This is a genomic window from Thauera phenylacetica B4P, assembly GCF_000310225.1.
Lineage (GTDB): Bacteria > Pseudomonadota > Gammaproteobacteria > Burkholderiales > Rhodocyclaceae > Thauera > Thauera phenylacetica.
This window is the reverse complement of record NZ_AMXF01000054.1, coordinates 1-22,817: the sequence shown is the minus strand read 5'-3', so window position 1 is coordinate 22,817 and position 22,817 is coordinate 1. Positions and strand designations below refer to the sequence as shown.

Below are 22,817 nucleotides of genomic sequence, written 5' to 3'. Positions count from 1 at the left end.
GCCGTTTACGGCGCCGCCGGCGCCCACTCGACGACGCCGTTTAACGACGCCAGATTTGTGCGGAATCAGGGAGCCGGCAACACCAAGGCTTGAGCAACGCTTCAATGAGGCCACGGCTGATCGCCGTGGATGACAGTCGCCAAGCTGGGGTAACGCCATGAGCCCAGCACGCTTCAATGAGGCCACGGCTGATCGCCGTGGATGACGCCGGTGTTCGAGTTCGACACGAGCGGCTTCGCCCTGCTTCAATGAGGCCACGGCTGATCGCCGTGGATGACACCTCGCCGCCCTGCGCGACCTCTCGATCAAGCGCATGCTTCAATGAGGCCACGGCTGATCGCCGTGGATGACGGAAATGGCCGGAATCTTTGGCGTAAGCGAGCAAACGTTGCTTCAATGAGGCCACGGCTGATCGCCGTGGATGACGCCGGCCATCGGGGCCGAGAACCGCGATGTGATCGTGCTTCAATGAGGCCACGGCTGATCGCCGTGGATGACGGCCCTCCCGGGCCACGAGGCCCTCATCGCCGACATGCTTCAATGAGGCCACGGCTGATCGCCGTGGATGACCGCAGGTGCTCAACGCCATCAAGGCGCTGCCCGCCGAGCTTCAATGAGGCCACGGCTGATCGCCGTGGATGACCACTGATGTCCCGCAAGAAGCACAACCGCGCCCGATGCGGGCTTCAATGAGGCCACGGCTGATCGCCGTGGATGACCTGCCAGCTCCGCATACCACGGCAGCATCTCGACGGCTTCAATGAGGCCACGGCTGATCGCCGTGGATGACCAGCTACAACGTCGAGCTCAAGACCCGCATGGTGCTGCTTCAATGAGGCCACGGCTGATCGCCGTGGATGACGAGGGATTTTCTAACCACCCCACCCGGTCCACTCACGCTTCAATGAGGCCACGGCTGATCGCCGTGGATGACGCCGCCCTGGGCTGGGAAATCGTCCCCGTGCGGATTGCTTCAATGAGGCCACGGCTGATCGCCGTGGATGACGCCATCGCCCCGTCGATCGCATCGCCGAGCGAAGTGCTTCAATGAGGCCACGGCTGATCGCCGTGGATGACGTGCCCAAGCGAGTAGGCAAAGACTGGATGCGCCGGCTTCAATGAGGCCACGGCTGATCGCCGTGGATGACCCACCTCCTGAATCAGTTCGCGCTTGATCTCGTAGCCGCTTCAATGAGGCCACGGCTGATCGCCGTGGATGACTTGCCGAGGTTCTTGATGACGACGCGGGTGGAGAGGCGGCTTCAATGAGGCCACGGCTGATCGCCGTGGATGACCCGACCTATCGCGCAGGCCGGCTATCTTCGGTCAAGCTTCAATGAGGCCACGGCTGATCGCCGTGGATGACTGCGGCCGCGTAGCCCATCTCGGCGAAAAGCGGTGTGCTTCAATGAGGCCACGGCTGATCGCCGTGGATGACCACCGTGAATGCCGTAGCAGCCTCAAGCGCCGGCACGCTTCAATGAGGCCACGGCTGATCGCCGTGGATGACGCGTTGTTTGCGTTCGGGTTTCACGGTGATGTCCTTGCTTCAATGAGGCCACGGCTGATCGCCGTGGATGACCGAAGGAGAACGGGAGCTACTACGGCCCCGTTGTCCTGCTTCAATGAGGCCACGGCTGATCGCCGTGGATGACGCGGCAAGACCTTCTCGAACATCGCCGAGAACATCGAGCTTCAATGAGGCCACGGCTGATCGCCGTGGATGACAGCCCTTGCGAAATCGCCTGTTGCCGCTGGCGATCTGACGCCTTTTGCGAGGGCTGTGTGTGCATACGTCCCAACGCGTCCGAGTCAAGCCGAATACTACCCGGGACCTGGGGGAAATGCTCCATGTTTTCAGTCTCCTATGATGCCGCGAGCGCTGGCCGAGGCAAAGCGCGGCACTGGAGCGCTCGCGGGTCCTCGGCGGGAGGGAACGCGGCCGCGGAGGCGTCAGACGATGACGGAGGCGCGTTCGATCGGCGTAAAGTTGCGGCCCAGGCTGGTGATGTGAGGTGCGACCTTGTCGGCCGGGCCCACGTCCATGAGGACGACGTGATCGTCGGCATGATGGATCAAGCCGTCGAGCAGCGCGATCAGTTCAGCATGGCGTCGCCGGTTCATCCGGCACTGGAAGACGGAGAGCTGAAGCCATTCTCCATAGCCGTTCATGATCCTGAAGATGCGCCGCCAGCGCTTCGGGTCGCGGATGTCGTAGGTCACGATGTACAGATGCTCGTCCATGGCCTCACCGTGTCGTGAAGTTCGGATAATCCGGGATCTCGCCGAGCAGAAAGCGGGCGAGTAGCCGGGCCTGGACTTCGAGCAGCCGCCGATAGCTGATGCGGTAGCCGAACAAGGGGTGAGTGATTTCGTGGCCGAGGCGGCGGTCGAAGGTGCCGATGAAGCTTTTCCGGCCGTCGGCTGTCAGCGCCACGCTGCCGGCCGCGCGGATGAAGTCGCCCGGCTTGACCTCGCCGTTGTTGATCGCCTGGATTACGCAGGAGTCGGCGATCAGAGGCCGGAACGGCTCCATCCTGTCCAGGGCAAGCGCCGGCCGGCCGTAACGCGGTTGATGATAGAAGCCGCGGTAGGGATCGAAACCGACCGCCGACAGCGTCGTGGTCCACGCGCGTGCCAGGAGGCTGTAGGCAAAGGAGAGCAGTGCGTTGACCGGATCGGTGGGTGGACGGCGGTTACGGCTGGTGAAGTCGAAGCTCGGCACGGCGTCGGTTGGATCATTGGTCGCGGCGGTGCGGAGCAGTTTTCCGAAGCTGCCGAAGTAGCGCGCGGCTGCGGAGCCTTCGATGCCGAGCAACTCCTGGAGGCTCGCGGCGTGCTCGGCGCGTCTGGCGTCGGTGTGCAGCGCGGCGATCAGATCCTCCGGCTTTTCCTCGTCCTTCCAGTTGCGACGCAGCAAGGTGCGGGAGTTCTGGATCTTGGCGACGACCAGGTTGCGGGCGAGATGGATGCACTGACGTTCGTCGAAGCTCGCGCGGTACTGGGCGGTGCGGATCTCGACGTTCTTGTGTCCGGTGCCGACCGTGTGGCCGATGAACCAGCCGCCGTAGGAGTGCCAGCTCACCGGGATCTCGCGCTGCATCAGTTCTTGCAGCGTGGGCGTGGTGATGTAGACGTTGCCCATGACGACGACCTGCGAGACATCGATCAGCCTCACCGTCTGCACCTTTTCGTCGTCGACGCTCACCTCCAGTGTCTCGCCCCGTTTTGCGAGCTTGGCGCCGCGCGCCTGGATGTAGAGCGGCAGCGCGTCGTCGCGCGCCACGGCCAGCGGTCGAGGGGCGATCTTCTCGTGACGGATGAAATTGACCTCGTCGGGCAGGCAGATGCCGACCAGCGAACAGCGCGGGCACTTCGGGCTGTCCTCCAGCGGGGCCGGCATCTGGCCTCCTGCTGCGACAAAGCGTAGGCCATCGACCGCAGCGCGGGTGAGCGTGCGCAGTTCGTCATCAAAGCGCACGGTGACGCGTTCCCGCGATTCGACGAAGTACAGCACGCCTTCGTCGCAGCGGTAGCCGTGCTCTTCGAGGATCATGCCCTGCACGCAGAGCTGCACGCGCTCGGGGTCGTAGGCGCCGCGTTCCACATGTGGACGTTTGCCGCGCTTGTAGTCGACCGGAGTGGCGTGCTCGCCGTCGCTTTCGACGAGGTCCATGCGGGCGATCAGCCCGAGCCGTTCCGACGACAGGGTCACCGAGCGCGCATGAAAACGCTCGCCCTCGGCCCCAGCGTCCGCATCGGGCAGTCTGCCGCCGGGCCGGTCCACGCGCCGATGGCGGTAGCGCCCGTCCACGGTGTCTGAAGACTCGGACCACTCGCCCTGCACCCACTCCAGGTAAGCCAGGCGCGGGCAGTACTGGTATTCGTTGATCATGCGCGCCGGCAGCAGCGGCATGTCGCCGGCCTGGGCGGGGAAGGGTAGCGGGAGTTCCGGTTGAGGGGCGTCCATTCCTTGGTTCCTCCTGTTGACATGCCTTGGTAGCGCGTCATGGCGCCCGATCGCGGTGGTCTTGGCGAGTCGATGTCGATCAAACTGGCCGGCGAGGGAGACCGCCGCAGGGAGAACGCCCGGCGCGGTGCAGGGGATGTGGTGAGCGCTTCGCGCGCAATGAGGCCGCGGCGCCGGAGGGAAGGGCGCCGCGGAAATGGAGTCCGGATTGTCAAAGAGCTTGTTCGGCGTGGAGTCCGATCGTCAGGTGCGGCGCAATCGCTTGCCTGCCGCCGTCAGGCGATACTTCTGCAGGCGACTGTTGGGCTTTTCCGGGATGGTCGGAGTGATGGCACCGCGCTCGACGAGCCGCCGCACCACCTCGTGCAGTTGGCCGGATGGTCTGTTGCGGCCGAGCGCGCGTGCAAGTTCGGTTTTGCCTAGCGGGCCGGTGCGCAGCGCTGCCAGAACCTGCGACTCTACCGGCGACCCTACCGGCGACCCTACCGGCGACTCTATCTGCGACTCTACCGGCGACTCTACCGGCGACTCTACCCGCGACTCTACCCGCGACTCTACCCGCGACCCTACCTGCGACTCTACCTGCGACTCTACCGGCGACGATGAGACCGTATCGTCCGGGATCCGCCACTGCCATAAGAGGCGCACGCCCCCATCGAACTCGACCTCGGGCGCTGGCGCACCGGCTTCGTGGCACGCGTCTCGAATCTTCTCGTAGCCGCGTCCCCATGCTTCGATGAGCCCCGCACGAAAGAACGTGTTGGCGACATCCGGGTTCGGGGGTCTCGAGTCGTGTGGCTGCAGCAACTTGTCCGCAGTCCAGGTCGGTGGCAACTGGCCGGGGTTCCAGATACGCAGCTTGTTGCGATAGACACGAATCTGGATGGGCGTACCCGAGCTGTAGTCCTTGTGGATCAGCGCATTCAGAACGGCCTCGCGCAGGGCCTCGCGTGGGATCGGGAAGGTCTCGAGGCGCTGCAGGCCGCGATAGCTGATCCACGCCACCATGTACTTCGTGCGCAGCAGTTCGACGGTCTGCTCCATCTGCGTGAAGAGGTCGCCATGCACCTCGTCGTGAAAGGCGAGATCGCTCTCGCTGCGGAACATTCCGATCTTCACATACGCGCCGGTGAACCAACGTTCGGGGTCTTCGTGGAACAGCAGGAGGGCTGCGCGCTTGAGCATTCCAGTCTCGGTGAGTCGAAGTCGCGCCACCAACTCGGCGCGGCTTGCCGAAAGTGCCCTCGGCGGCAGCCGATCTCCACCCTTCGCGTGCTCCTTGAAGCGCTTGAATGCGATCGGGCTCAAGTCCCGAATGCCGACCCCGGGCACCGGCGCGTTGTCCCAATGGCGCCCGAGCTTGCGCAACAGGAACGCCGACAGGGCGTTGCCCGTGAGGTGCTGCTTCGTGCTGCCCGAGCGGAAGTGGTATTCGCCCCCGTAGCTGATGGGCGTGGGAGATGGCTCGACTTCGATCTCGACGAGCATCTTGCCTTTCGCGTCCACGGCACGCACCGGAGGGATGATCCCAAGGGTGTCGCGAATCTTGTTCGGCAGATCGACGAGCAGCCGCTCGGCGTCGGGGGCGCCGACCGCTACTCCCTCGTCGTTCCTGCCGATGATCAAGGTACCGCCATCGGCGTTGGCGAAGCCGCAGAGCCAGCGCAGGTAGTCGTCGCGCCAGGATTCCTTCCATTCGACGAGGTGGGTTTCCGGTGTCACGGCGTGGGTCCGGCTTGATTGTCTGTTCCGGCTAGAGGCGGTCTTGAAGCAAACAGACCGCCACCGTAGTGCATGCTCTTGCCAAGGAGAAGAGGTCCTGACACGGCGACCGCGAATCGTAGCGACAGCTCTTCACCCTCAGTCGGGCGACGCTCCACCACCAGCGGAGCAGGCAGCCCGCGCCGCCGAACTTCCGTCGTCACGTCGCTCTGCAAGGAATCCGCGCCATTGCGCTTGGCGTGCCTTGTGGCCACGTAAGGCGATCTGGCAACCCATGCGGTCGCTGCGGCAAAGAGCGGGTCGCAGTTCATATCCACGGTTTCCTGTACCAGCCGCAACTTTCCGTTGGTGCCGGCGCGCAGCACGTCGAACCCCACGAGTGCTTGGGCGAGTGTCTCCAGGTGATGACGTTCATCCTTCGAAGCTTCCCGGTGTTCGATGATGTGCGGGGCGACGATCAGCAGGCGCTCGCGTTCCAGGTCGGGCACGAAGGCGAGGTGGGCATGTCCGCCATTGCGTGCCGGTTTGCCGTCCGGCTCATGTCCGGTAAAGAACAAGGCCAGGTCCGCCGAGTTGCCGAGTACTGCCTGTACCCGAGCCATCACGGCGCGGCGCAAGGCTCGTGCCAGTGCAAGCGGTTCGGCACTGGCAGGCATGCCATCCACGATCGCGAATGCGAATACGCCTTCCGCCTTGCGCACCGGCGCCATCAGGCCGAGTCCCAGATAGCGCCCGCTGCCCAGCACGATGGGGCCATGGACCGGCTCGGCAAACTCGATCTCCGCATGCCATAGCTGATGTTTGGAGAAGCGCGTCCCGTCTGCAAAGGCTTCGGCACGCTCGCCCCTGGCCTCGAAGGGTTCGCGCTGCACATGCACATGGGTGATGCGGTCGCGCAGCCCGGCGTGACGCAGCGCCTGGGCGATCTCGTGACATGCCTGCTTCTGCTCCGAAGAGTACTCTGCCCCGCTCTTCCCCTGCTCATGCCGTCGGGCCGGATCGATGTGACGGCGCGCCGCTGTCGGCAAGGCCAGCGGCGTCACGCTGCGCCACAGGTGCGACGGAGTGGCCGCTTCGCCAATGCCATAGTGCATCAGCATCGCGTCGTCATCTGCCGGGACCAGTTCTACCGGCGAGCCCATGATCTCGCCAGTTTCGATATCGACGTCCTGCGCCTCGACCTCCAATCCGGAGAATGCCCAGGTGATGTCGTTTGCAGAAATCGGGCAGTCCGGCGGAACCTCAATCAGCACGCGGCGAATGCCGCGATCGACGTGCACGTGGCCGATCGACGGCAACGGAATGATGCGCACCCGCTGTGCCTTGTCGGCCTCCCCGGCATTGCGCCCGATCAGGATGCGGCTGACCAGCCTGCGATCGAAGTGCCTTGCCAGGCGCATGAACGCACCACTCTCAGGAAGTCCGTCCTCGCCGTCGCAGCCTCGCAGCGTCTGTACCAGTGCGGCCGCCTTCGTCAAAGGTGAGGACGCGAAAGGCGAACTGGATGCGGTCGCGCGACGCAGGTCGAAAAGCGTGCGAACCGAAGGGCTGTTGTACGCCACTGAGCGGAAGTATGGTCGGGGCGCATTGGAAAATTCGGTTCTGACCGTCCTGCCATCGACGATATGGCGGAAACGCATGGCGCTTGCTTTGTAGCGAGCTTCGAGGCTTTGGAGCGAACCCGCGATCGGGCAGGCGAGCTTCATTCCTACACTGCTCGAGGACGGCCGGTAGATCGCGCCCGGATATTCCGCCAGGCGGCTTTCGGTGGCGGCTTCATCCAGCACCTCGCCAATCGCCCAGGCCATGTCCACGCCACGCCCCAGTTGATAGAGACCTTCGGCAATGCGGCACAAGCACGCCGCATCCGCCTTGCCGTCGTCATCGATCCGCCAGACGTAGAGTAGCGGCAAGGCCACATCGAACAAGCGGGGGCGGATGTGCTTCATCGAACTGCGTATCTCGGCCACACGCCGGATGTCTCCGCCCTTGGCGTCCAGGTCGTTGTTGGGCACATACAGGCCGACGTGTTGTCCGGAGTGCGCAGTGGGCGCTGCGAGCGTCGGCGGGGCTTGGCGCTCCAGCCATGCCAAGGCATCCCGGCTCGCATCATCGAGACCAGGCTTGGCCGCGGCCGCCACCAGTGCCTGAAACAGCCGCGCAGGCGATGGCGGCCAGTCGCCTGTGCCATGGTAGCGACCGTCGTGGAAGCGGACGGAGAGGAACAGGGAGTGGGTCATGGATCACGCCTCTTCTGCCACATCTTCCGAAGCTCCATCGCTGGCTCCCGGTTTCTTGCCCTTGCCTCCTTTGCCCGCCTTGGCGCCTGCGGAGGCTTTCTTGTCGCCTGAGGCTGCATCGGTCTTCGCCAAGTCCCTGCTGAATTTCACAGCCTTGTCACCTAGCCTCGATTCACCAACAACGAATTCTGCTGCCTTGGCTACTGCATAGTCTGTTGCGAAGTCATGCGCCATTGCGATTGTGCTTCGCTTGCCATCCCGTCCGACGATTTGCCACTTTGCATCGGAGTCGGGCACTGGAACCAGAAGGCACCCCTGCCGCAGAAAGCCATCCATCGGGGCGGTCGCTACAACCAGCGAAAGGCCCAGAAGGTAGCGCCGAAGCGTCTTCGTTTCCTCGTCGCTGCCCGCCTGCAATCGGCGCAAAGCAACGAGGTTGATCGTGATGTCCTGCTCTATGCCGTTACGGCAAACAATTCCGCCCAGTGCGGAGCCGCTGGGAACGTGGACAAAGCCGCGCTTCGCAAGGGGGCTCTTGGGGTCGCCCTCTTGTTTAGCTTTGTCTTCTTCGCTAAACACTTCGAGGGCGCTGTAATCGATCGGCGGGTTGTATTGCGCAGAACGTGTTAGTACCTCAACGCCCCAGGCCCGAATTACGGACTGCACTAACCGGGGAAGCTTGGCTTGTGTATCGCGAGAGTCCCAGACACCAAAGACCAGTGAGGTCGGCGCAAGCTTGGCAAGCTTTTGAGCATTGCCAGACGCGAGCAACTCTTTGAACGCGTCTTGCGCTTCTTTTTGGAGCGTGGAGGATCGAACCAGCGCATCGCCCAAGCGATGCCCGACCTCGAGAATTGAAACCTTCCCGCTGCCGTAATCCACTTCGATCTGCGGAATCAGGCCAGAGTAGGGCGGAGTTTTGAATAGTGGTTCCAAGCGATTGGCCTGCGAGCCGACACTGTCGATCGTCGCCACCTTGGTTCCGTCCGACAGGGTGTCGATGTTGTAGCCGATGTCGGCATAGGTGGGCGGAAAGATCACGCCGCCTTCGCCTTCGATCGGAAGAAGCTTCTGCTTCAAGTGCAGTGCGACGGGGCCTAACGGATCGTTGGTGAGTTGGTTAAGGTAATCTTCACTAACGTTTGTCATGATTCATTCCTCTGTAACGGTGGTAATGCAACGCGCTTGGTTTTCCTGGCCTGGCCATCCCATGCTCATGGAGAAAATTCGCTGCGGAAAGGGTAGTATTGCCGCGCCAAGAGCAGCACGTAGAAATGTCGGTGGCAACAGAGGTGAGTTTTCTTGGCTGCTTCCTATCACGCCATAGCGATAGGAGAGTTTGTCGCGCCTCGTGGGACGCAGCGGCCTCGCGTGGCTCAAGCCAATGGCGGCAAACAATTCCACTAATGGATGGCCAATCATATCTATTTCATTATGCTCGTTGGGCGAGAACCCGGAGTCTATTGGGATGTAGTCCCTGCGCCAGTCGAATCGAAAGCTGCTGCTTTGCGGCGCTGAAAGGAAGAACGGATCCCGAAAGCTAGTAACGGCCTGATCCTTTACCAGATCTACTGCATCGCGCCAAAGCGCTGCACCTGGATAGCCGCCCGCGCCGGCCCAAAATTTCACATTGTCGCGAATCGTGCCGTCGCCCCAGTGGTCAACCATAAAAATGGCGCCGTCTTTGGCGATTTCGATAGGTAAGGTCGCGGGGCTTTCGGGTAGGGGAGACGAGAAGCCTTCGTCCGTAGTCACTTCTCGTGTCGCTATATTCCATTTTTTCGTGTTTATTACTCCGGCCGAAGGTGAAACGGATCTTATTTCCGCGCTCACGATAAAACTGATTGCGGTCTTTATGGGGTCTTCATCTCCGATCGCTGTAAGACGAAAGCTGGTGTGGGACTTGTCACTCCAATCGAACCCTGCCGCGGCTTCACCCAGCAGTACGTCTGCCAGTTCCATGAATCCCAGACAGGCGAACACCTGCCCGGGGTTGAACAAGTCCACCGGAATTGTGGATTCGGCCATCAGTCGTTCTCCCCTTCATCATTGGCACGAGACGCTTGTGCGTCGGCGGCACGCAGCAGGGCTTCCCACCACGCTAGGCCCCACGGCCCCCAACGCTGCTGCAGGCGCGCGTAGCGCAGCGCCACTTCGCGGGCGCGCTCCTCCAGTACGGAAGGAGGTGCGTCGTCGCAACCGCTGGTTGCGATCAACGGACGTGCGTGGCCGTGGTGTGCTGCAATCAGGTGTAGCGCGAGATCCTGCAGTTCCTCTGGGAGGCTTTTGACCTCTGGGTCGTCTTTCGCATAAGGCAGCGAGCCGAACTCGTGTCGGTAGCCGTCGAGCAAAGCCCAGTTGAAGCGGGGTGTCTTGGCAAGTGGCTGGCCGGGAATCCCAAGCTTCTTGGCATAGTGTTCGACGTGGAAGGCGCGCTTCCAGTTACGCCCTCTCTTGCCTTCGTCGTGCAGCCGCGCTGCGATGTTCACGGTGCGGATGTATTGAGCCGGCAAGGCAAGGCGTTTGCCGATCGCGTTCGCGCGTACCGCCGTCCAGGACTGGTGTTCGGCGAGCGATTGCGGCCGCCCTTCGGCGCGGTCGTTTTCATTGTTGGAGGTATCGCGCCACTTCTGGATCGAGAGCCAGCGTGTGGCTTCGCCAGTTGCACTGCGCTCCAGATCGAAGCGCAGGTTTTCGCGCCACACGTTCGCGATCTCGCTGTCCGGGTCAGGGGCTGCTTGTGCGGTCGTTTCGCAGATGCGGAAGCGGATTAGGGGCTTCCCGTTATCGGTGGCGATCCAGCAGTTCGAGCCGTCGTCGGCAACGATAGGTGCATCGGCGAAGTCTTCGTTAAGCAAGCCGTCTTTCAGTCCACCGAAGCCTGCGTCGATGACCAGCGTTCTACCAGACAGGGTCCTCGCGACTTCCTCTTGGCGCTTCTTGTCGCTCTTCTGGTGCTCGAGGAAGTCCCCAATCCGGAAGGTTTGAACGTGCCTGCCGTCCGCAGTCAGCACAAATCCGGCGATGTCGCTGGGTTGCATTGCTTCACGGAGCTTGCTCGCCCGCGCTCGCAACCAGCCCATTACGCGGAAGGTTTCGGTTTCCAGCGTCTCGCTGGAATGAATCGATGCGGCCTCGAAATAGTCTTCGATGTCCTTGCCGCTCACTGCCGGCGTCGCGCGAACCGGGAGATTCCGGCGCCACACGATGGTGGTTTGCGGCTCATCCTTCACCCAGCCGCGCAACCATGGTTCGATTTCGGGCCGCCCGGTGTGCTCGGGCAGCGAGGTCATGGACCACGCATCCACGAGCGCGCGGTTCAAGGCGGGACGCAGTGGCATCGGGGAGCCGGCATCCGCGATGATGCTGAGAAGGCGGTCGTCGATGCGGGTGCGCTCGCTCAGCTGGCGGAGGGCTTCGGGGCTGACATCGAAGCGGCCATCGGCTCCTTCCTGGAGCGCCTCGCCAAAAGGTGCGCGTTGTGCCCGGATGCGTTCGAGCGCTTCGTCCGTCGCTTTCTTTGGTGCGGCTTCCACAAGCACGACCACTTCTGCCTGTCGATCTTCACCGCCGCGCCGATTCACGCGCCCGAAGCGCTGCACCATGCGTTCCCAAGCTACGAGGTCGCAGACCATGTGGTCGGCATCGAGATCCACTCCGACTTCGCCCGCCGAAGTGGCGACCAGGAACGACGGCTGGTCGCGTTGCCCTCCGTTGTCTGCGAGAAAGCCCAGTGCCTGCAAGTCTCGTTCGGCGTCGATGCGTTCCTTTACCCTGCGGGCACCAACGAAAAGCGCTGTGCGATCTGCTGCGACCGTACCCTTGGCCCTCTTGTGCAGCGCATCGCCGACCGACTGTGCTACCTCGCGCGAGTCGCAATAGACAAGGATGCGTACCGGCTGCAGCACATTGTTCTCGCCTTGCGCCAGCGCCCAGGCATGATCGGCCATTCCGTCTGCCAGCTTCTGGTCGCGGATCTCCTTCAACACTAGCCGCTTCCTGGCAAACAGACGTGCGATTGCGATGGGCTCATCGGGATTCCGAAAGTCTTTTTCCGCCAGCGCAAATGGTCTCGCAGTCGGCCTGCGTCCGGTTGCCGAGAGGGGAAGCAGCCGGAACCTGGGCACCATCACACCCAAGTCCTCACGTCTCGGTCCATACCGCCCCGCGTTGTCCGCGATCTCCGCCAGCAGGGCCTCGAAGGGCGGGACCAGATGCGCTTCGTCCAGCACCACTAGCGTATCCGCGCCCAGCAGCCCCGCGTGATAAGGCCGCATCTTGCGGCTGACGCCATAGCCTTCGAAGAGCAGACGCGAGCCGATCATGTCCACCGTGCCGACGATGATGGCAGGCTTGCTCGGGTCTTCCAGCCATTCGCGGTTGTCGACGAACTGCCCGCGCAGGGTGGAGATGGGCAGCTTCGCGTTCTCGAGACCGAGTGCGTCGGCAAAGGCCCTGATTTCCGGCTTGCCGAGGTTCTTGCGCAGGGTTTCAGCGAATTTCGTGGCTTGATCCACCACGGCACGCCTGTCCACGACATAGACCAGGCGCCTGGGTAGTTCTGGTTTGCCACGGGCCTTCATCTGCTCAGCCAGCGAAACAAGCCAGATCGCCATGACCGCCGTCTTGCCCAGTCCGGTCGGGACGCTGATGGCGGATGGCAACTCGCCCTTGGCAAAATGCTCGCCATACAGGCGCTGCTGCCAGCGCATCGGCGCATGGCCGGTCAATGTCTGGAACATGCTCGCGAAGTTCATTTGGGAAACTCTTGGTCGTCTGGTGCGGAAGTCGATGCCTCTCCAGTGGAGGGCGTAGCGTGTTGCCAGCGGAGTTGCCTCGGGGCGGTGGACGAGTTGACTTCGCGGTCACGGCAAGCCGACAACATCCAGGCACTCCCCATCCTCAGCAAGAAGGACGTATTCACCATTTCCCAGCGTGACGGCGAATCGGGCCGGCTTGCGGAATCGTTCCCCGTGCTTGCGGATGGGCAGTGGGATTCGCTCGTCGGTGATCGCAATGGGCTCTTGCGATGGAATCGATATCGCTGGGCGAGGCATCGTCTCGTGGTTGGGCATTACGGTCTCCCGTGCAAGATCTCCTCCGCATTATTCGCCCGCTGGTGACTCAGGGAGTGAGCCTGCGGCTGGGTCTTCCGCCGATCGGTAGCGTGCCGCCGCGCTGTTGAGGCACCGGGCGATCTCGCTGCGGAGCTCTTCCGGGGCGACGACTTCCACTTCCGGGCCGTACTTCAGGATATCCATCCGTAGTTCGCGTGCGTCGGAGTACGGCACCTGCAGTTCGTAGGCGTTGCCTCGCCACTGGCCGATCTGATCGGTGTGCCAGGTTTCGGCCTCGACCCAGCGCGCAGCATGGGCGGTGAAGCGCAGCACCGCCCACGCGCGGGCGGAGCCGGCGAAGATGCCGAAGCTGGCGCCGAGGTTGCGGTCGAGTTCCGCGCTTGGAACATCCTTTGCCTGCGCGTCGAGCGGCTCGGCAGCGGTGATGCGGTCGAGGGAGAAGATACGCAGATCGGCGGCGTGCTCGCACCACGCGACCAGATACCAGTTGTCGCGGTAGCGCACCAGGCGCTGAGGGTGGACCGTGCGGGTCGTGGTGCGCTCGCGTGCGCGGCCCGTGTAGTCGATGCGGAGCTGGCGCTGGCCGACTGCGGCGGCGGCGACGGTGGCGAAGCGCTCGGGATCGACGTCGCGCCGCGCTACGCTGCGCAGGAGCACGCGCGTGCTGACGGCTTCGGCGGAGGTGCCGCCTTGTTCGAGCAGTCTGCGGATGCGCGCGCGCAGAGGACCGATGTAGGGCGAGAGCAGGCCGGGCTGCACCTCTTCCAGCAGTTGTTCGCAGGCGAGCAACGCGTGGAGTTCCGATTGGTTGAACCACAGGCCGGGCAACTCGAACTCGGGTGCGTCGGCAGCGTAGCGGTAGCCGTTGGTGTCGCGATCGTAGGTGATCGGCGCGCCCATGTGCAGGCGCATGTACTCGAGGTCGCGGTTGATCGTGGCGCGCGAGGCTTCGAGCTCGTCCATCAACTTGGCGAGCGAGGGTGGCTGTCGGGACTTGAGGCAGCGATGGAGGCGGAAGATGCGTTCGGCACGGTTCATGGCGGGAGGACCGGTTTCGTAACCGATGCGAGTCGGCTAGGGAATGATGTTTGAATCATTGCCGAGGCCCATGGGCGCCGGCAAGCAAATATCGAGCGCTCGAAGTGCGGGCGCATTTCCGGTATCCACGCCCGGCGGGTGGCCGACGCGGGGAAGGGCCGTGCCGGCGGAGGTGGCAAGGCTGATAGTGGGTGTCGCGTGCTAACATCGCACGTTTTGGTAAACGCGGCCCGTCCGCTCCCAGCATGACCCAGTTCGCCAAGGAAACCCTGCCGATCAGCCTCGAAGAGGAGATGCGCCACTCCTACCTCGATTACGCGATGAGCGTGATCGTGGGGCGGGCGCTCCCCGACGCGCGCGACGGCCTCAAGCCGGTGCATCGGCGCGTGCTGTTCGCGATGCACGAACTGTCCAACGACTGGAACCGCGCCTACAAGAAGTCGGCGCGTATCGTCGGCGACGTCATCGGTAAGTACCACCCGCACGGCGACACCGCGGTGTACGACACCATCGTGCGCATGGCGCAGGACTTCTCGCTGCGCTACATGCTGGTCGATGGCCAGGGCAACTTCGGCTCGGTCGACGGCGACAACGCCGCGGCGATGCGATACACCGAGATCCGCATGGCGCGCATCGGCCACGAGCTGCTGGCCGACATCGACAAGGAGACGGTGGATTTCGGGCCGAACTACGACGGCTCGGAGAAGGAGCCGCTCGTCCTGCCCGCGCGCATCCCCAACCTGCTGATCAACGGCTCGGCCGGCATCGCGGTGGGCATGGCGACCAACATCCCGCCGCACAATCTGGGCGAGATCGTCGATGCCTGCCTGAAGCTGCTCGCCGAGCCGGATACCGACATCGAGGCGCTGATCGACATCGTCCAGGCGCCGGACTTCCCCACCGCCGCCCTGATCTACGGCCTCGCCGGCGTGCGCGAGGGCTACCGTACCGGCCGCGGGCGCGTGATCATGCGCGCGCGCACTCACTTCGAGCCGATCGGCAAGACCGACCGCCAGGCCATCGTCGTCGACGAGCTGCCCTACCAGGTGAACAAGCGCACCCTGCAGGAGCGCATGGCCGAGCTGGTCAACGAGAAGAAGATCGAGGGCATCAGCGAGATCCGCGACGAGTCCGACAAGTCGGGCATGCGCCTGGTCATCGAGCTCAAGCGCGGCGAGATGCCCGAGGTGGTGCTCAACAAGCTCTTCAAGCACACCCAGCTGCAGGACAGCTTCGGCATGAACATGGTGGCGCTGGTCGACGGCAAGCCGCGCCTGCTCAACCTCAAGCAGATGCTGGTGTGCTTCCTCGAGCACCGCCGCGAGGTCGTCACCCGCCGCACCATCTTCGAGCTGAAGAAGGCGCGCGACCGCGGCCACGTCCTCGAAGGCCTGGCGGTGGCGCTGTCCAACGTCGACGAGATCATCGCGCTGATCAAGGCCGCGCCCACGCCGGCAGATGCCAAGCGCGAGCTGATGGCGCGCGAGTGGCGCTCGGCGCTGGTCGAAGAGATGCTGTCGCGCGCGCTCGCCGACAGCTACCGGCCGGAAGGGCTGGATCCGCAGTATGGGCTGCAGGCCCAGGGCTACCGCCTGTCCGAGACCCAGGCCCAGGCGATTCTGGAACTGCGCCTGCAGCGCCTGACCGGCCTCGAGCAGGACAAGATCGTCGGCGAATACCGCGAGGTGATGGATATCATCACCGACCTGCTCGACATCCTCGCCCGCCCCGAGCGCATCACCGCGATCATCGTCGAGGAGCTCGGCGCGATCCGCAACCAGTTCGGCGACCCGCGTCGCTCCGAGCTGGTGATGAACACCGCCGAGATCAACATCGAGGACCTGATCACGCCCGAAGACATGGTCGTGACCCTGTCGCACACCGGCTACTTCAAGCGCCAGCCGCTCGCCGACTACCGCGCCCAGCGCCGCGGCGGCCGCGGCAAGCAGGCGACCTCGATGAAGGACGAGGACTTCATCGACCACCTCTTCGTCGCCAACACCCATGACACGGTGCTGTGCTTCTCCAGCCGCGGGCGCTGCTACTGGCTGAAGGTGTACGAGGTGCCGGAGGGTACGCGCAACTCGCGCGGCAAGCCGATCGTGAACCTCTTCCCGCTGGTGGAAGGCGAGAAGATCACCGCGGTGCTGCCGATCAAGGAGTTCGACGAGGAGCACTTCGTGTTCATGGCGACCTCCGAGGGGACGGTCAAGAAGACCGCGCTCAGCTCGTTCTCCAACCCGCGCAAGGCCGGCATCATCGCGGTCAACCTGGACGACGGCGACCACCTGATCGGGGTGGCGATCACCGACGGCCAGTGCGACGTGATGCTGTTCTCGGATGCCGGCAAGGCGGTGCGCTTCGCCGAGACCGACGTGCGCCCGATGGGCCGCGACGCGCGCGGCGTGCGCGGCATGATGCTGGAAGACGGGCAGTCCGTGATCGCGATGCTGGTGGCCAAGGACGAGTCGCAGTCGGTGCTGACCGCGACCGAGAACGGCTACGGCAAGCGCACCCCGGTCGCCGAATACACCCGCCACGGCCGCGGCACCAAGGGCATGATCGCGATCCAGACCAGCGACCGCAACGGCAAGCTGGTGGCCGCGGTGCTGGTCGAGCCGAGCGACGAGATCATGCTGATCTCGACCGGCGGCGTGCTGATCCGCACCGGCGTCGAGAGCATCCGCGAGATGGGCCGCTCGACCCAGGGCGTGACCCTGATCAACCTCGACGAGGGCACCTGGCTCGCAAGCGTGGAGAAGGTGGCCGAGTCCGAGTCGGACGAGAGCATGCGCGTGAGCGGCGAGGGTGCCGCGGGTGGCGAGGAAGCCGCCAGCGACGCCGGCGCTGCGCCTGCGCCGGGCGAGGGCGACGCCCCCGCCGCGGGCGAGGAAGGAGAAGCCTGATGAGCCGCGTGTGGAACTTCAGCGCCGGCCCCGCGGCGCTGCCCGAGGAGGTGCTGCGCCAGGCCGCCGACGAGATGCTCGACTGGCACGGCAGCGGCATGGGCGTGATGGAGATGAGCCATCGCGGCAAGGAGTTCACCGCGATCGCCGCCCAGGCCGAGGCCGACCTGCGCGAGTTGCTCGCGGTGCCGGCCGACTACCGCATCCTCTTCATGCAGGGCGGGGCGATCGCCGAGAACGCGATCATCCCGATGAACCTGATGGGCGAAAAGCGCGTGGCCGACTACGTGGTCACCGGCTCGTGGTCGCAGAAGTCGCAGAAGGAGGCGCGCAAGTACGCCGAGGTGAACATCGCGGCCTCCTCCGAGGCGGGCGGCTTCGCCTCGGTGCCGGCGATGGCGGAGTGGAAGCTCTCCGCCGATCCGGCCTATGTGTTCACCTGCACCAACGAGACCATCGGCGGCCTCGAGTACCCCTTCGAGCCCGACCTCGCGCAGATCGGCCGCGCCGAGGTGCCGGTGGTGGCGGACATGTCCTCGCACATCCTGTCGCGGGTGATCGACGTGTCGAAGTACGGCCTCATCTTCGGCGGCGCGCAGAAGAACATCGGCCCGGCGGGCCTCACCATCGTGATCGTGCGCGAGGACCTGCTCGGCCATGCGATGCCGCATTGCCCCACCGCCTTCGACTTCAAGACGGTGGCCGACAACGGCTCGATGTACAACACGCCGCCCACCTACGGCATCTACATCGCCGGCCTGGTCTTCCAGTGGCTCAAGCGCCAGGGCGGCGTGCCCGCGATCGAGGCGCAGAACGTCGCCAAGGCGAAGCTGCTGTACGACTTCCTCGACGCCAGCGATTTCTACGAGAATCGCATCGAGCGTGCCTGCCGCTCGCGCATGAACGTGCCCTTCTTCCTGAAGGACGAGGCGCTCAACGACGCCTTCCTCGCCGAGTCGAAGGCCGCCGGGCTGGTGCAGCTGAAGGGCCACAAGTCGGTCGGCGGCATGCGCGCGTCGATCTACAACGCGATGCCGATCGCAGGCGTCGCCGCGCTGGTCGACTTCCTGCGCGACTTCGCCGCCCGCCGCGGCTGAGGCCGCGCGGGGCAGGGCGAGGCGGAACGGAAATACGGAACAACATCAGGACGCAAGCCGGAGGGGCCACGGGCCGAGCATGAGCGACGAACTGCTGAAACTGCGCAACGAGATCGACCGCATCGACGAGGAAATCCTCGCCCGCCTCGCCGAGCGCGCGCGCTGCGCGCAGCGCGTGGGCGAGATCAAGCGCGGGGTGATGTACTACCGCCCCGAGCGCGAGGCGCAGGTCCTGCGCCGCCTGGCCGAGCTCAACCCCGGCCCGCTGTCCGCGGACGCGGTGAAGACCATCTTCCGCGAGGTGATGTCGGCCTGCCTCGGGCTGGAGCAGCCGTTGCGCGTGGCCTACCTCGGCCCCGCGGGCACCTTCTCCGAGAGCGCCAGCCGCAAGCACTTCGGCTCCGCGCCCAACCTCCTGCCGATGGCGGCGATCGACGACGTGTTCCGCGCGGTCGAGGCGGGCAACGCCGACTACGGCGTGGTGCCGGTCGAGAACTCCACCGAGGGCGCGGTCGGCGGCACGCTCGACCTGCTGCTGGCCAACCCGCTCAAGGTGTGCGGCGAGGTGCGGCTGCGCATCCACCAGCAGCTGATGTCGCGCGCCGAGGGCATCGGCGCCGCCCGCCGCATCTACTCGCACGCGCAGTCGCTCGCGCAGTGCCACGAGTGGCTCAACCGCAACCTGCCGCACCTGCCGCGCATCCCGGTGGCGAGCAACGCCGAGGCCGCGCGCATGGCCTCCGAGGACCCCGAGTCCTGCGCCATCGCCGGCGAGGCCGCGGCCCAGCTCTACGGCCTCAACATCCTCGCGCCCAACATCGAGGACGACCCCAACAACACCACCCGCTTCCTGGTCATCGCCGACCACGACGCCGGGCCTTCGGGCAAGGACCGCACCTCGCTGGTGTTCTCCGCGCCCAACCGCCCGGGGGCGATCCACAGCCTGCTCGAGCCCATGGCCCGCCATGGGGTCGACATGACCAAGCTGCAGTCGCGCCCGGCGCGCTCCGGGTTGTGGGAGTACGTTTTCTACGCCGACATCAACGGCCATCGCGACGACCCCGAGGTGGCCGCCGCGCTGCGCGAGCTCGACGAGCGCGCCGCCTTCGTGAAGATCATCGGTTCCTATCCGGTCGCGGCGATCTGAGCCCGGCCCCGATTGCACACCAGGCCCGCGCGCGAAGTGCGGGCCGCAGCAGGAGACGACCCATGAGCATTGCCAGCCTTGCCCCCGACTACATCCGCGCGATCATGGCCTACCAGCCGGGCAAGCCGATCTCGGAGCTCGCCCGCGAGATGGGCATCGCCGAGGAGAGCATCGTCAAGCTCGCCTCCAACGAGAACCCGCTCGGCATGAGCGCGCGTGCGCGCGACGCCGCGATCACCGCGATCGGCGAGATCTCGCGCTATCCCGACGGCGGCGCGTTCGCGCTCAAGAAGGCCTTGTGCGCGCGCTTCGGCGTGGAGCCCGCGCAGCTCGTGATCGGCAACGGCTCGAACGACATCCTCGAGCTCGCCTCGCAGGCCTTCCTCGCGCCCGGGCTGTCGGCGGTGTATTCGCGCCACGCCTTCGCGGTCTACCCGCTCGCCACCAACGCGCGCGGCGCGCGCGGCATCGAGGTGGCGGCGAAGAACTTCGGCCACGACCTCGACGCCATGGCGGCGGCGATCGAGCCGCAGACCCGCGTGGTGTTCATCGCCAACCCGAACAACCCCACCGGCACCTTCGTCCCCGGCGCCGAGCTCGAGGCCTTCCTCGCCAAGGTGCCGCGCCACGTGCTGGTGGTGCTCGACGAGGCCTACACCGAATACCTCGCCCCCGAGCAGCGCTACGACTCGATCGCCTGGCTGGCGCGCTTCCCCAACCTGCTGGTGTCGCGCACCTTCTCCAAGGCCTACGGCCTGGCCGGCCTGCGCGTGGGCTACGCCATCGCCCACCCCGAGGTGGCCGACCTGATGAACCGGGTGCGCCAGCCCTTCAACGTGTCCTCGGTGGCGCTCGCCGCGGCCGAGGCGGCGCTCGACGACGACGAGTTCCTCGCCCGCAGCGCCGAGGTCAACCGCCGCGGCATGGCCCAGCTCGTCGCCGCCTTCCGCGAGCTCGGCCTGGAGTGGATCCCCTCGGCCGGCAACTTCGTCACCTTCAAGGTGGGCGACGCGATCGGGGTCAACCAGGCGCTGCTGCGCCAGGGCGTGATCGTGCGCCCGATCGCCGCCTACGGCATGCCGCACTGGCTGCGCGTGTCGATCGGCCTGCCCGAGGAGAACACGCGCTTCATCGAGGCGCTGCGCCAGGCGCTCGCCTGATCGAGGGGCGGAGGATGGCGCACATCGGCAAGCTGGTCGTCTGCGGGGTCGGCCTGATCGGCGGCTCCTTCGCGCTCGCGCTGCGGCGCGCGGGGGCGGTCGGGCGCATCGTCGGCATCGGCCGGCGGCGCGAGGTGCTCGAGCGCGCGTGCGCGCTCGGCGTCATCGACGAGATCGCCGAGGGCTGGGCGGATGCGCTCGACGGCGCCGATCTGGTGCTGCTCGCCGCGCCGGTGGGGCAGACCGACGCGATCCTCGCCGCGATGGCGCCGCACCTGCGCCCCGGCACGGTGGTGACGGACGCCGGCAGCACCAAGCGCGACGTGGTCGCCGCGCTACGCAGCCACCTCGGTGGTGCGCTCGCCGACGTGGTGCCGGCGCACCCGATCGCCGGCGCCGAGAAGAGCGGGGTCGAGGCCGCCTTCGCCGAGCTCTACATGGGCCGCAAGGTGGTGCTGACGCCGCTGCCCGAGAGCCGCCCCGAGGCCGTGCAGAAGGTCCGCGACGCCTGGGAGGCCTGCGGCGCCAACGTCGTCGGCATGACGCCGCAGGAGCACGACCGCGTCTTCGCCGCGGTGAGCCACCTGCCGCACCTGCTCGCCTTCGGCCTGGTCGACGACCTTGCCGGGCGCAGCAACGCGCCGCTGCTGTTCTCGCACGCGGCGAGCGGCTTCCGCGACTTCACCCGCATCGCCGGCAGCCACCCCGAGATGTGGCGCGACATCTGCGTCGCCAACCGGGTGGCGCTGCTCGAGGAGCTCGACGCCTACCTCGGCGAGCTCGCCCGCCTGCGCATGATGCTGGTCGAGGGCGACGGCGACGGCCTGGAGGCGGTGTTCGAGCGCGCCCGGCGCGCCCGCAACGCCTGGGCCGAAGGCCTGCCGATCCGCACCGCAGAGTGAGACCGGCGCTTTTTCCTGTCCCGCGGGGCAGGCCCCGTTTTCTGAGGTCATGATGGAATTTCTCGATCTGCCCCCGATGCTGGGCGCCGTCGGCAGCGTCCGCCTGCCTGGCTCGAAGAGCATCTCCAACCGCGTGCTGTTGCTCGCTGCGCTCGCCGAGGGCGAGACCGACATCCGCGACCTGCTGCTGTCCGACGACGTCGAGCGCATGCTCGAGGCCTTGCGCGCGCTCGGTGTCGACTGGCGGCGCCAGGGCGACAGCCTGGACTACCGCGTGCGCGGCGTCGGCGGCCCCTTCCCGGTGAAGACCGGCGATCTCTTCCTCGGCAACGCCGGCACCGCGTTCCGGCCGCTCACCGCGGCGCTGGCGCTGTCGGGCGGCGAATACCGCCTGTCTGGCGTGCCGCGCATGCACGAACGCCCGATCGGCGACCTCGTCGACGCGCTGCGCCAGCTCGGCGCCGACATCACCTGCACCGCCAACGAGGGCTACCCGCCGCTGCACCTGAAGCCGGCGACGATCCGCCCCGGCGGCGTGGTGCGCGTGCGTGGCGACGTCTCCAGCCAGTTCCTCACCGCGCTGCTGATGGCCTTGCCGCTGACCGGCGTGGAGACCACGATCGAGGTGGTGGGCGAGCTCATCTCCAAGCCTTACATCCGCATCACCCTCGAGCTCATGGCGCGCTTCGGCGTGCAGGTGCGACAGCAGGGCTGGGAGCGCTTCGTGGTGCCGGGTGGCGCGCGCTACCGCAGCCCGGGCACGGTGTTCGTCGAGGGCGACGCCTCGTCGGCGTCCTACTTCCTCGCCGCCGGCGCGATCGGTGGCGGGCCGGTGCGGGTGGAGGGCGTGGGCCGGACCAGCATCCAGGGCGACGTGCGCTTCGCCGAGGCGCTCGAGCAGCTCGGTGCGCGCATCACCCTGGGCGACAACTGGATCGAGGCTGCGGCCCCCGCGGGCGGCGTGCTGAAGGCCTTCGACCTCGACCTCAACCACATCCCCGACGCGGCGATGACGCTCGCGGTGGCGGCGCTGTTCGCCGACGGGCCGTGCCGGTTGCGCAACATCGCGAGCTGGCGGGTCAAGGAGACCGACCGCATCGCCGCCATGGCCACCGAGCTGCGCAAGCTCGGCGCCGCGGTGGAGGAGGGCACGGACTACCTGGTGGTGCAGCGCCCGCAGCGCCTGCAGCCGGCGGCGATCGACACCTACGACGACCACCGCATGGCGATGTGCTTCTCGCTGGCGAGCCTGGGCGGCTGCCGCGTGCGCATCAACGACCCGAAGTGCGTGAACAAGACCTTCCCTGGCTACTTCGAGGCCTTCGCGCGGGTGGCGCAGCCGGTGCCGGTGCTGGCCATCGACGGCCCCTCGGCCTCGGGCAAGGGCACGGTGGCGGCGCGCGTCGCCGAGGCGCTGGGCTGGCACTACCTCGACAGCGGCTCGCTCTATCGCCTGGTGGCGCTGGCGGCGACGCGCGCGGGCGTCGCCTTCGAGGACGAGGCCGGCGTGGCCGCGCTCGCCGCGACGCTGCCGGCGCGCTTCGAGGGCGGGCGGGT

Annotated in this window: 15 protein-coding genes and 1 CRISPR repeat array; of the genes, 6 read left to right on the top strand and 9 right to left on the bottom strand. The window is 65.8% G+C overall.

The genetic code is table 11. The annotated features are described in order from the left end of the window. Positions 1–98: 98 nt before the first annotated feature. A CRISPR array of direct repeats spans positions 99–1,728; the repeat unit is 36 nt; unit sequence GCTTCAATGAGGCCACGGCTGATCGCCGTGGATGAC. A 225-nt stretch (positions 1,729–1,953) separates the two neighbouring features. The 9 genes from cas2 to C667_RS09335 form a co-directional block, all read right to left on the bottom strand. Beyond that, a complete protein-coding gene (gene cas2 / locus C667_RS09360) occupies positions 1,954–2,244 on the bottom strand; it encodes a CRISPR-associated endonuclease Cas2 (RefSeq protein ID WP_004361670.1) in 291 nt (96 codons plus the stop codon). Between the two features lie 4 nt (positions 2,245–2,248). Next, positions 2,249–3,970 carry a CRISPR-associated endonuclease Cas4/Cas1 gene (locus tag C667_RS09355; protein WP_004361669.1) on the bottom strand — a complete coding sequence of 574 codons (1,722 nt, stop codon included), beginning with the start codon at positions 3,968–3,970 and terminating at the stop codon, positions 2,249–2,251. A 243-nt stretch (positions 3,971–4,213) separates the two neighbouring features. Continuing rightward, complete coding sequence (locus C667_RS09350) at positions 4,214–5,692, bottom strand: ATP-binding protein (RefSeq protein WP_004361668.1); 1,479 nt, start codon at positions 5,690–5,692, stop codon at positions 4,214–4,216. Then, a complete protein-coding gene (gene csb2 / locus C667_RS24355; protein WP_004361665.1) occupies positions 5,689–7,932 on the bottom strand; it encodes a type I-G CRISPR-associated protein Csb2 in 2,244 nt (747 codons plus the stop codon). The genes C667_RS09350 and csb2 overlap by 4 nt, the downstream gene beginning before the upstream one ends. A 3-nt stretch (positions 7,933–7,935) precedes the next feature. After that, entirely contained in the window at positions 7,936–9,081 is a 1,146-nt protein-coding gene (gene cas7g / locus C667_RS25010) for a type I-G CRISPR-associated RAMP protein Csb1/Cas7g (RefSeq protein WP_004361663.1), read from the bottom strand. Positions 9,082–9,084: 3 nt separating this feature from the next. Further along, positions 9,085–9,960, bottom strand: a complete 876-nt coding sequence (gene cas8g2 / locus C667_RS25005; RefSeq protein ID WP_004361661.1) for a type I-G CRISPR-associated protein Cas8g2 — start codon at positions 9,958–9,960, stop codon at positions 9,085–9,087. Then, positions 9,960–12,689, bottom strand: a complete 2,730-nt coding sequence (cas3g, locus tag C667_RS09340; RefSeq protein ID WP_004361658.1) for a type I-G CRISPR-associated helicase/endonuclease Cas3g — start codon at positions 12,687–12,689, stop codon at positions 9,960–9,962. The genes cas8g2 and cas3g overlap by 1 nt, the downstream gene beginning before the upstream one ends. A gap of 108 nt (positions 12,690–12,797) precedes the next feature. Beyond that, positions 12,798–13,007, bottom strand: coding sequence for a hypothetical protein (locus C667_RS25675; RefSeq protein WP_157302267.1), 210 nt, complete (start codon positions 13,005–13,007; stop codon positions 12,798–12,800). 30 nt (positions 13,008–13,037) lie between these two features. Further along, positions 13,038–14,048: a helix-turn-helix transcriptional regulator gene (locus tag C667_RS09335; protein ID WP_004361656.1), complete on the bottom strand. Its 1,011-nt coding sequence runs from the start codon at positions 14,046–14,048 to the stop codon at positions 13,038–13,040. A 245-nt stretch (positions 14,049–14,293) separates the two neighbouring features. Here C667_RS09335 and gyrA point away from each other — a divergent pair, with 245 nt between their 5' ends. The 6 genes from gyrA to aroA all read left to right on the top strand — a co-directional run. Continuing rightward, complete coding sequence (gene gyrA / locus C667_RS09330) at positions 14,294–16,954, top strand: DNA gyrase subunit A (RefSeq protein ID WP_004361654.1); 2,661 nt, start codon at positions 14,294–14,296, stop codon at positions 16,952–16,954. Then, on the top strand, positions 16,954–18,051 hold the full coding sequence (serC, locus tag C667_RS09325; protein WP_004361652.1) for a 3-phosphoserine/phosphohydroxythreonine transaminase: 1,098 nt from the start codon (positions 16,954–16,956) through the stop codon (positions 18,049–18,051). Before gyrA ends, serC begins: the two co-directional genes overlap by 1 nt. Before the next feature lie 79 nt (positions 18,052–18,130). Further along, the gene (pheA, locus tag C667_RS09320) at positions 18,131–19,198 is read left to right on the top strand and encodes a prephenate dehydratase (RefSeq protein WP_004361651.1); all 1,068 of its coding nucleotides are present in this window, start codon (positions 18,131–18,133) and stop codon (positions 19,196–19,198) included. Positions 19,199–19,260: 62 nt separating this feature from the next. Next, complete coding sequence (hisC, locus tag C667_RS09315; protein WP_004361649.1) at positions 19,261–20,358, top strand: histidinol-phosphate transaminase; 1,098 nt, start codon at positions 19,261–19,263, stop codon at positions 20,356–20,358. A 14-nt stretch (positions 20,359–20,372) separates the two neighbouring features. Further along, positions 20,373–21,260 carry a prephenate dehydrogenase gene (locus C667_RS09310; protein ID WP_004361647.1) on the top strand — a complete coding sequence of 296 codons (888 nt, stop codon included), beginning with the start codon at positions 20,373–20,375 and terminating at the stop codon, positions 21,258–21,260. Positions 21,261–21,312: 52 nt separating this feature from the next. Continuing rightward, on the top strand, positions 21,313–22,817 hold a 1,505-nt coding region (gene aroA / locus C667_RS09305; protein WP_004361645.1), incomplete at its 3' end, for a 3-phosphoshikimate 1-carboxyvinyltransferase.

Excerpts from the sequence above, each read along its gene's own strand:
- cas2 (WP_004361670.1), bottom strand. The coding sequence starts at position 2,244 with ATGGACGAGCATCTGTACATCGTGACCTACGACATCCGCGACCCGAAG.
- C667_RS09355 (WP_004361669.1), bottom strand. The coding sequence starts at position 3,970 with ATGGACGCCCCTCAACCGGAACTCCCGCTACCCTTCCCCGCCCAGGCC.
- csb2 (WP_004361665.1), bottom strand. The coding sequence starts at position 7,932 with ATGACCCACTCCCTGTTCCTCTCCGTCCGCTTCCACGACGGTCGCTAC.
- cas7g (WP_004361663.1), bottom strand. The coding sequence starts at position 9,081 with ATGACAAACGTTAGTGAAGATTACCTTAACCAACTCACCAACGATCCG.
- cas8g2 (WP_004361661.1), bottom strand. The coding sequence starts at position 9,960 with ATGGCCGAATCCACAATTCCGGTGGACTTGTTCAACCCCGGGCAGGTG.
- cas3g (WP_004361658.1), bottom strand. The coding sequence starts at position 12,689 with ATGAACTTCGCGAGCATGTTCCAGACATTGACCGGCCATGCGCCGATG.
- C667_RS25675 (WP_157302267.1), bottom strand. The coding sequence starts at position 13,007 with ATGCCCAACCACGAGACGATGCCTCGCCCAGCGATATCGATTCCATCG.
- C667_RS09335 (WP_004361656.1), bottom strand. The coding sequence starts at position 14,048 with ATGAACCGTGCCGAACGCATCTTCCGCCTCCATCGCTGCCTCAAGTCC.
- gyrA (WP_004361654.1), top strand. The coding sequence starts at position 14,294 with ATGACCCAGTTCGCCAAGGAAACCCTGCCGATCAGCCTCGAAGAGGAG.
- serC (WP_004361652.1), top strand. The coding sequence starts at position 16,954 with ATGAGCCGCGTGTGGAACTTCAGCGCCGGCCCCGCGGCGCTGCCCGAG.
- pheA (WP_004361651.1), top strand. The coding sequence starts at position 18,131 with ATGAGCGACGAACTGCTGAAACTGCGCAACGAGATCGACCGCATCGAC.
- hisC (WP_004361649.1), top strand. The coding sequence starts at position 19,261 with ATGAGCATTGCCAGCCTTGCCCCCGACTACATCCGCGCGATCATGGCC.
- C667_RS09310 (WP_004361647.1), top strand. The coding sequence starts at position 20,373 with ATGGCGCACATCGGCAAGCTGGTCGTCTGCGGGGTCGGCCTGATCGGC.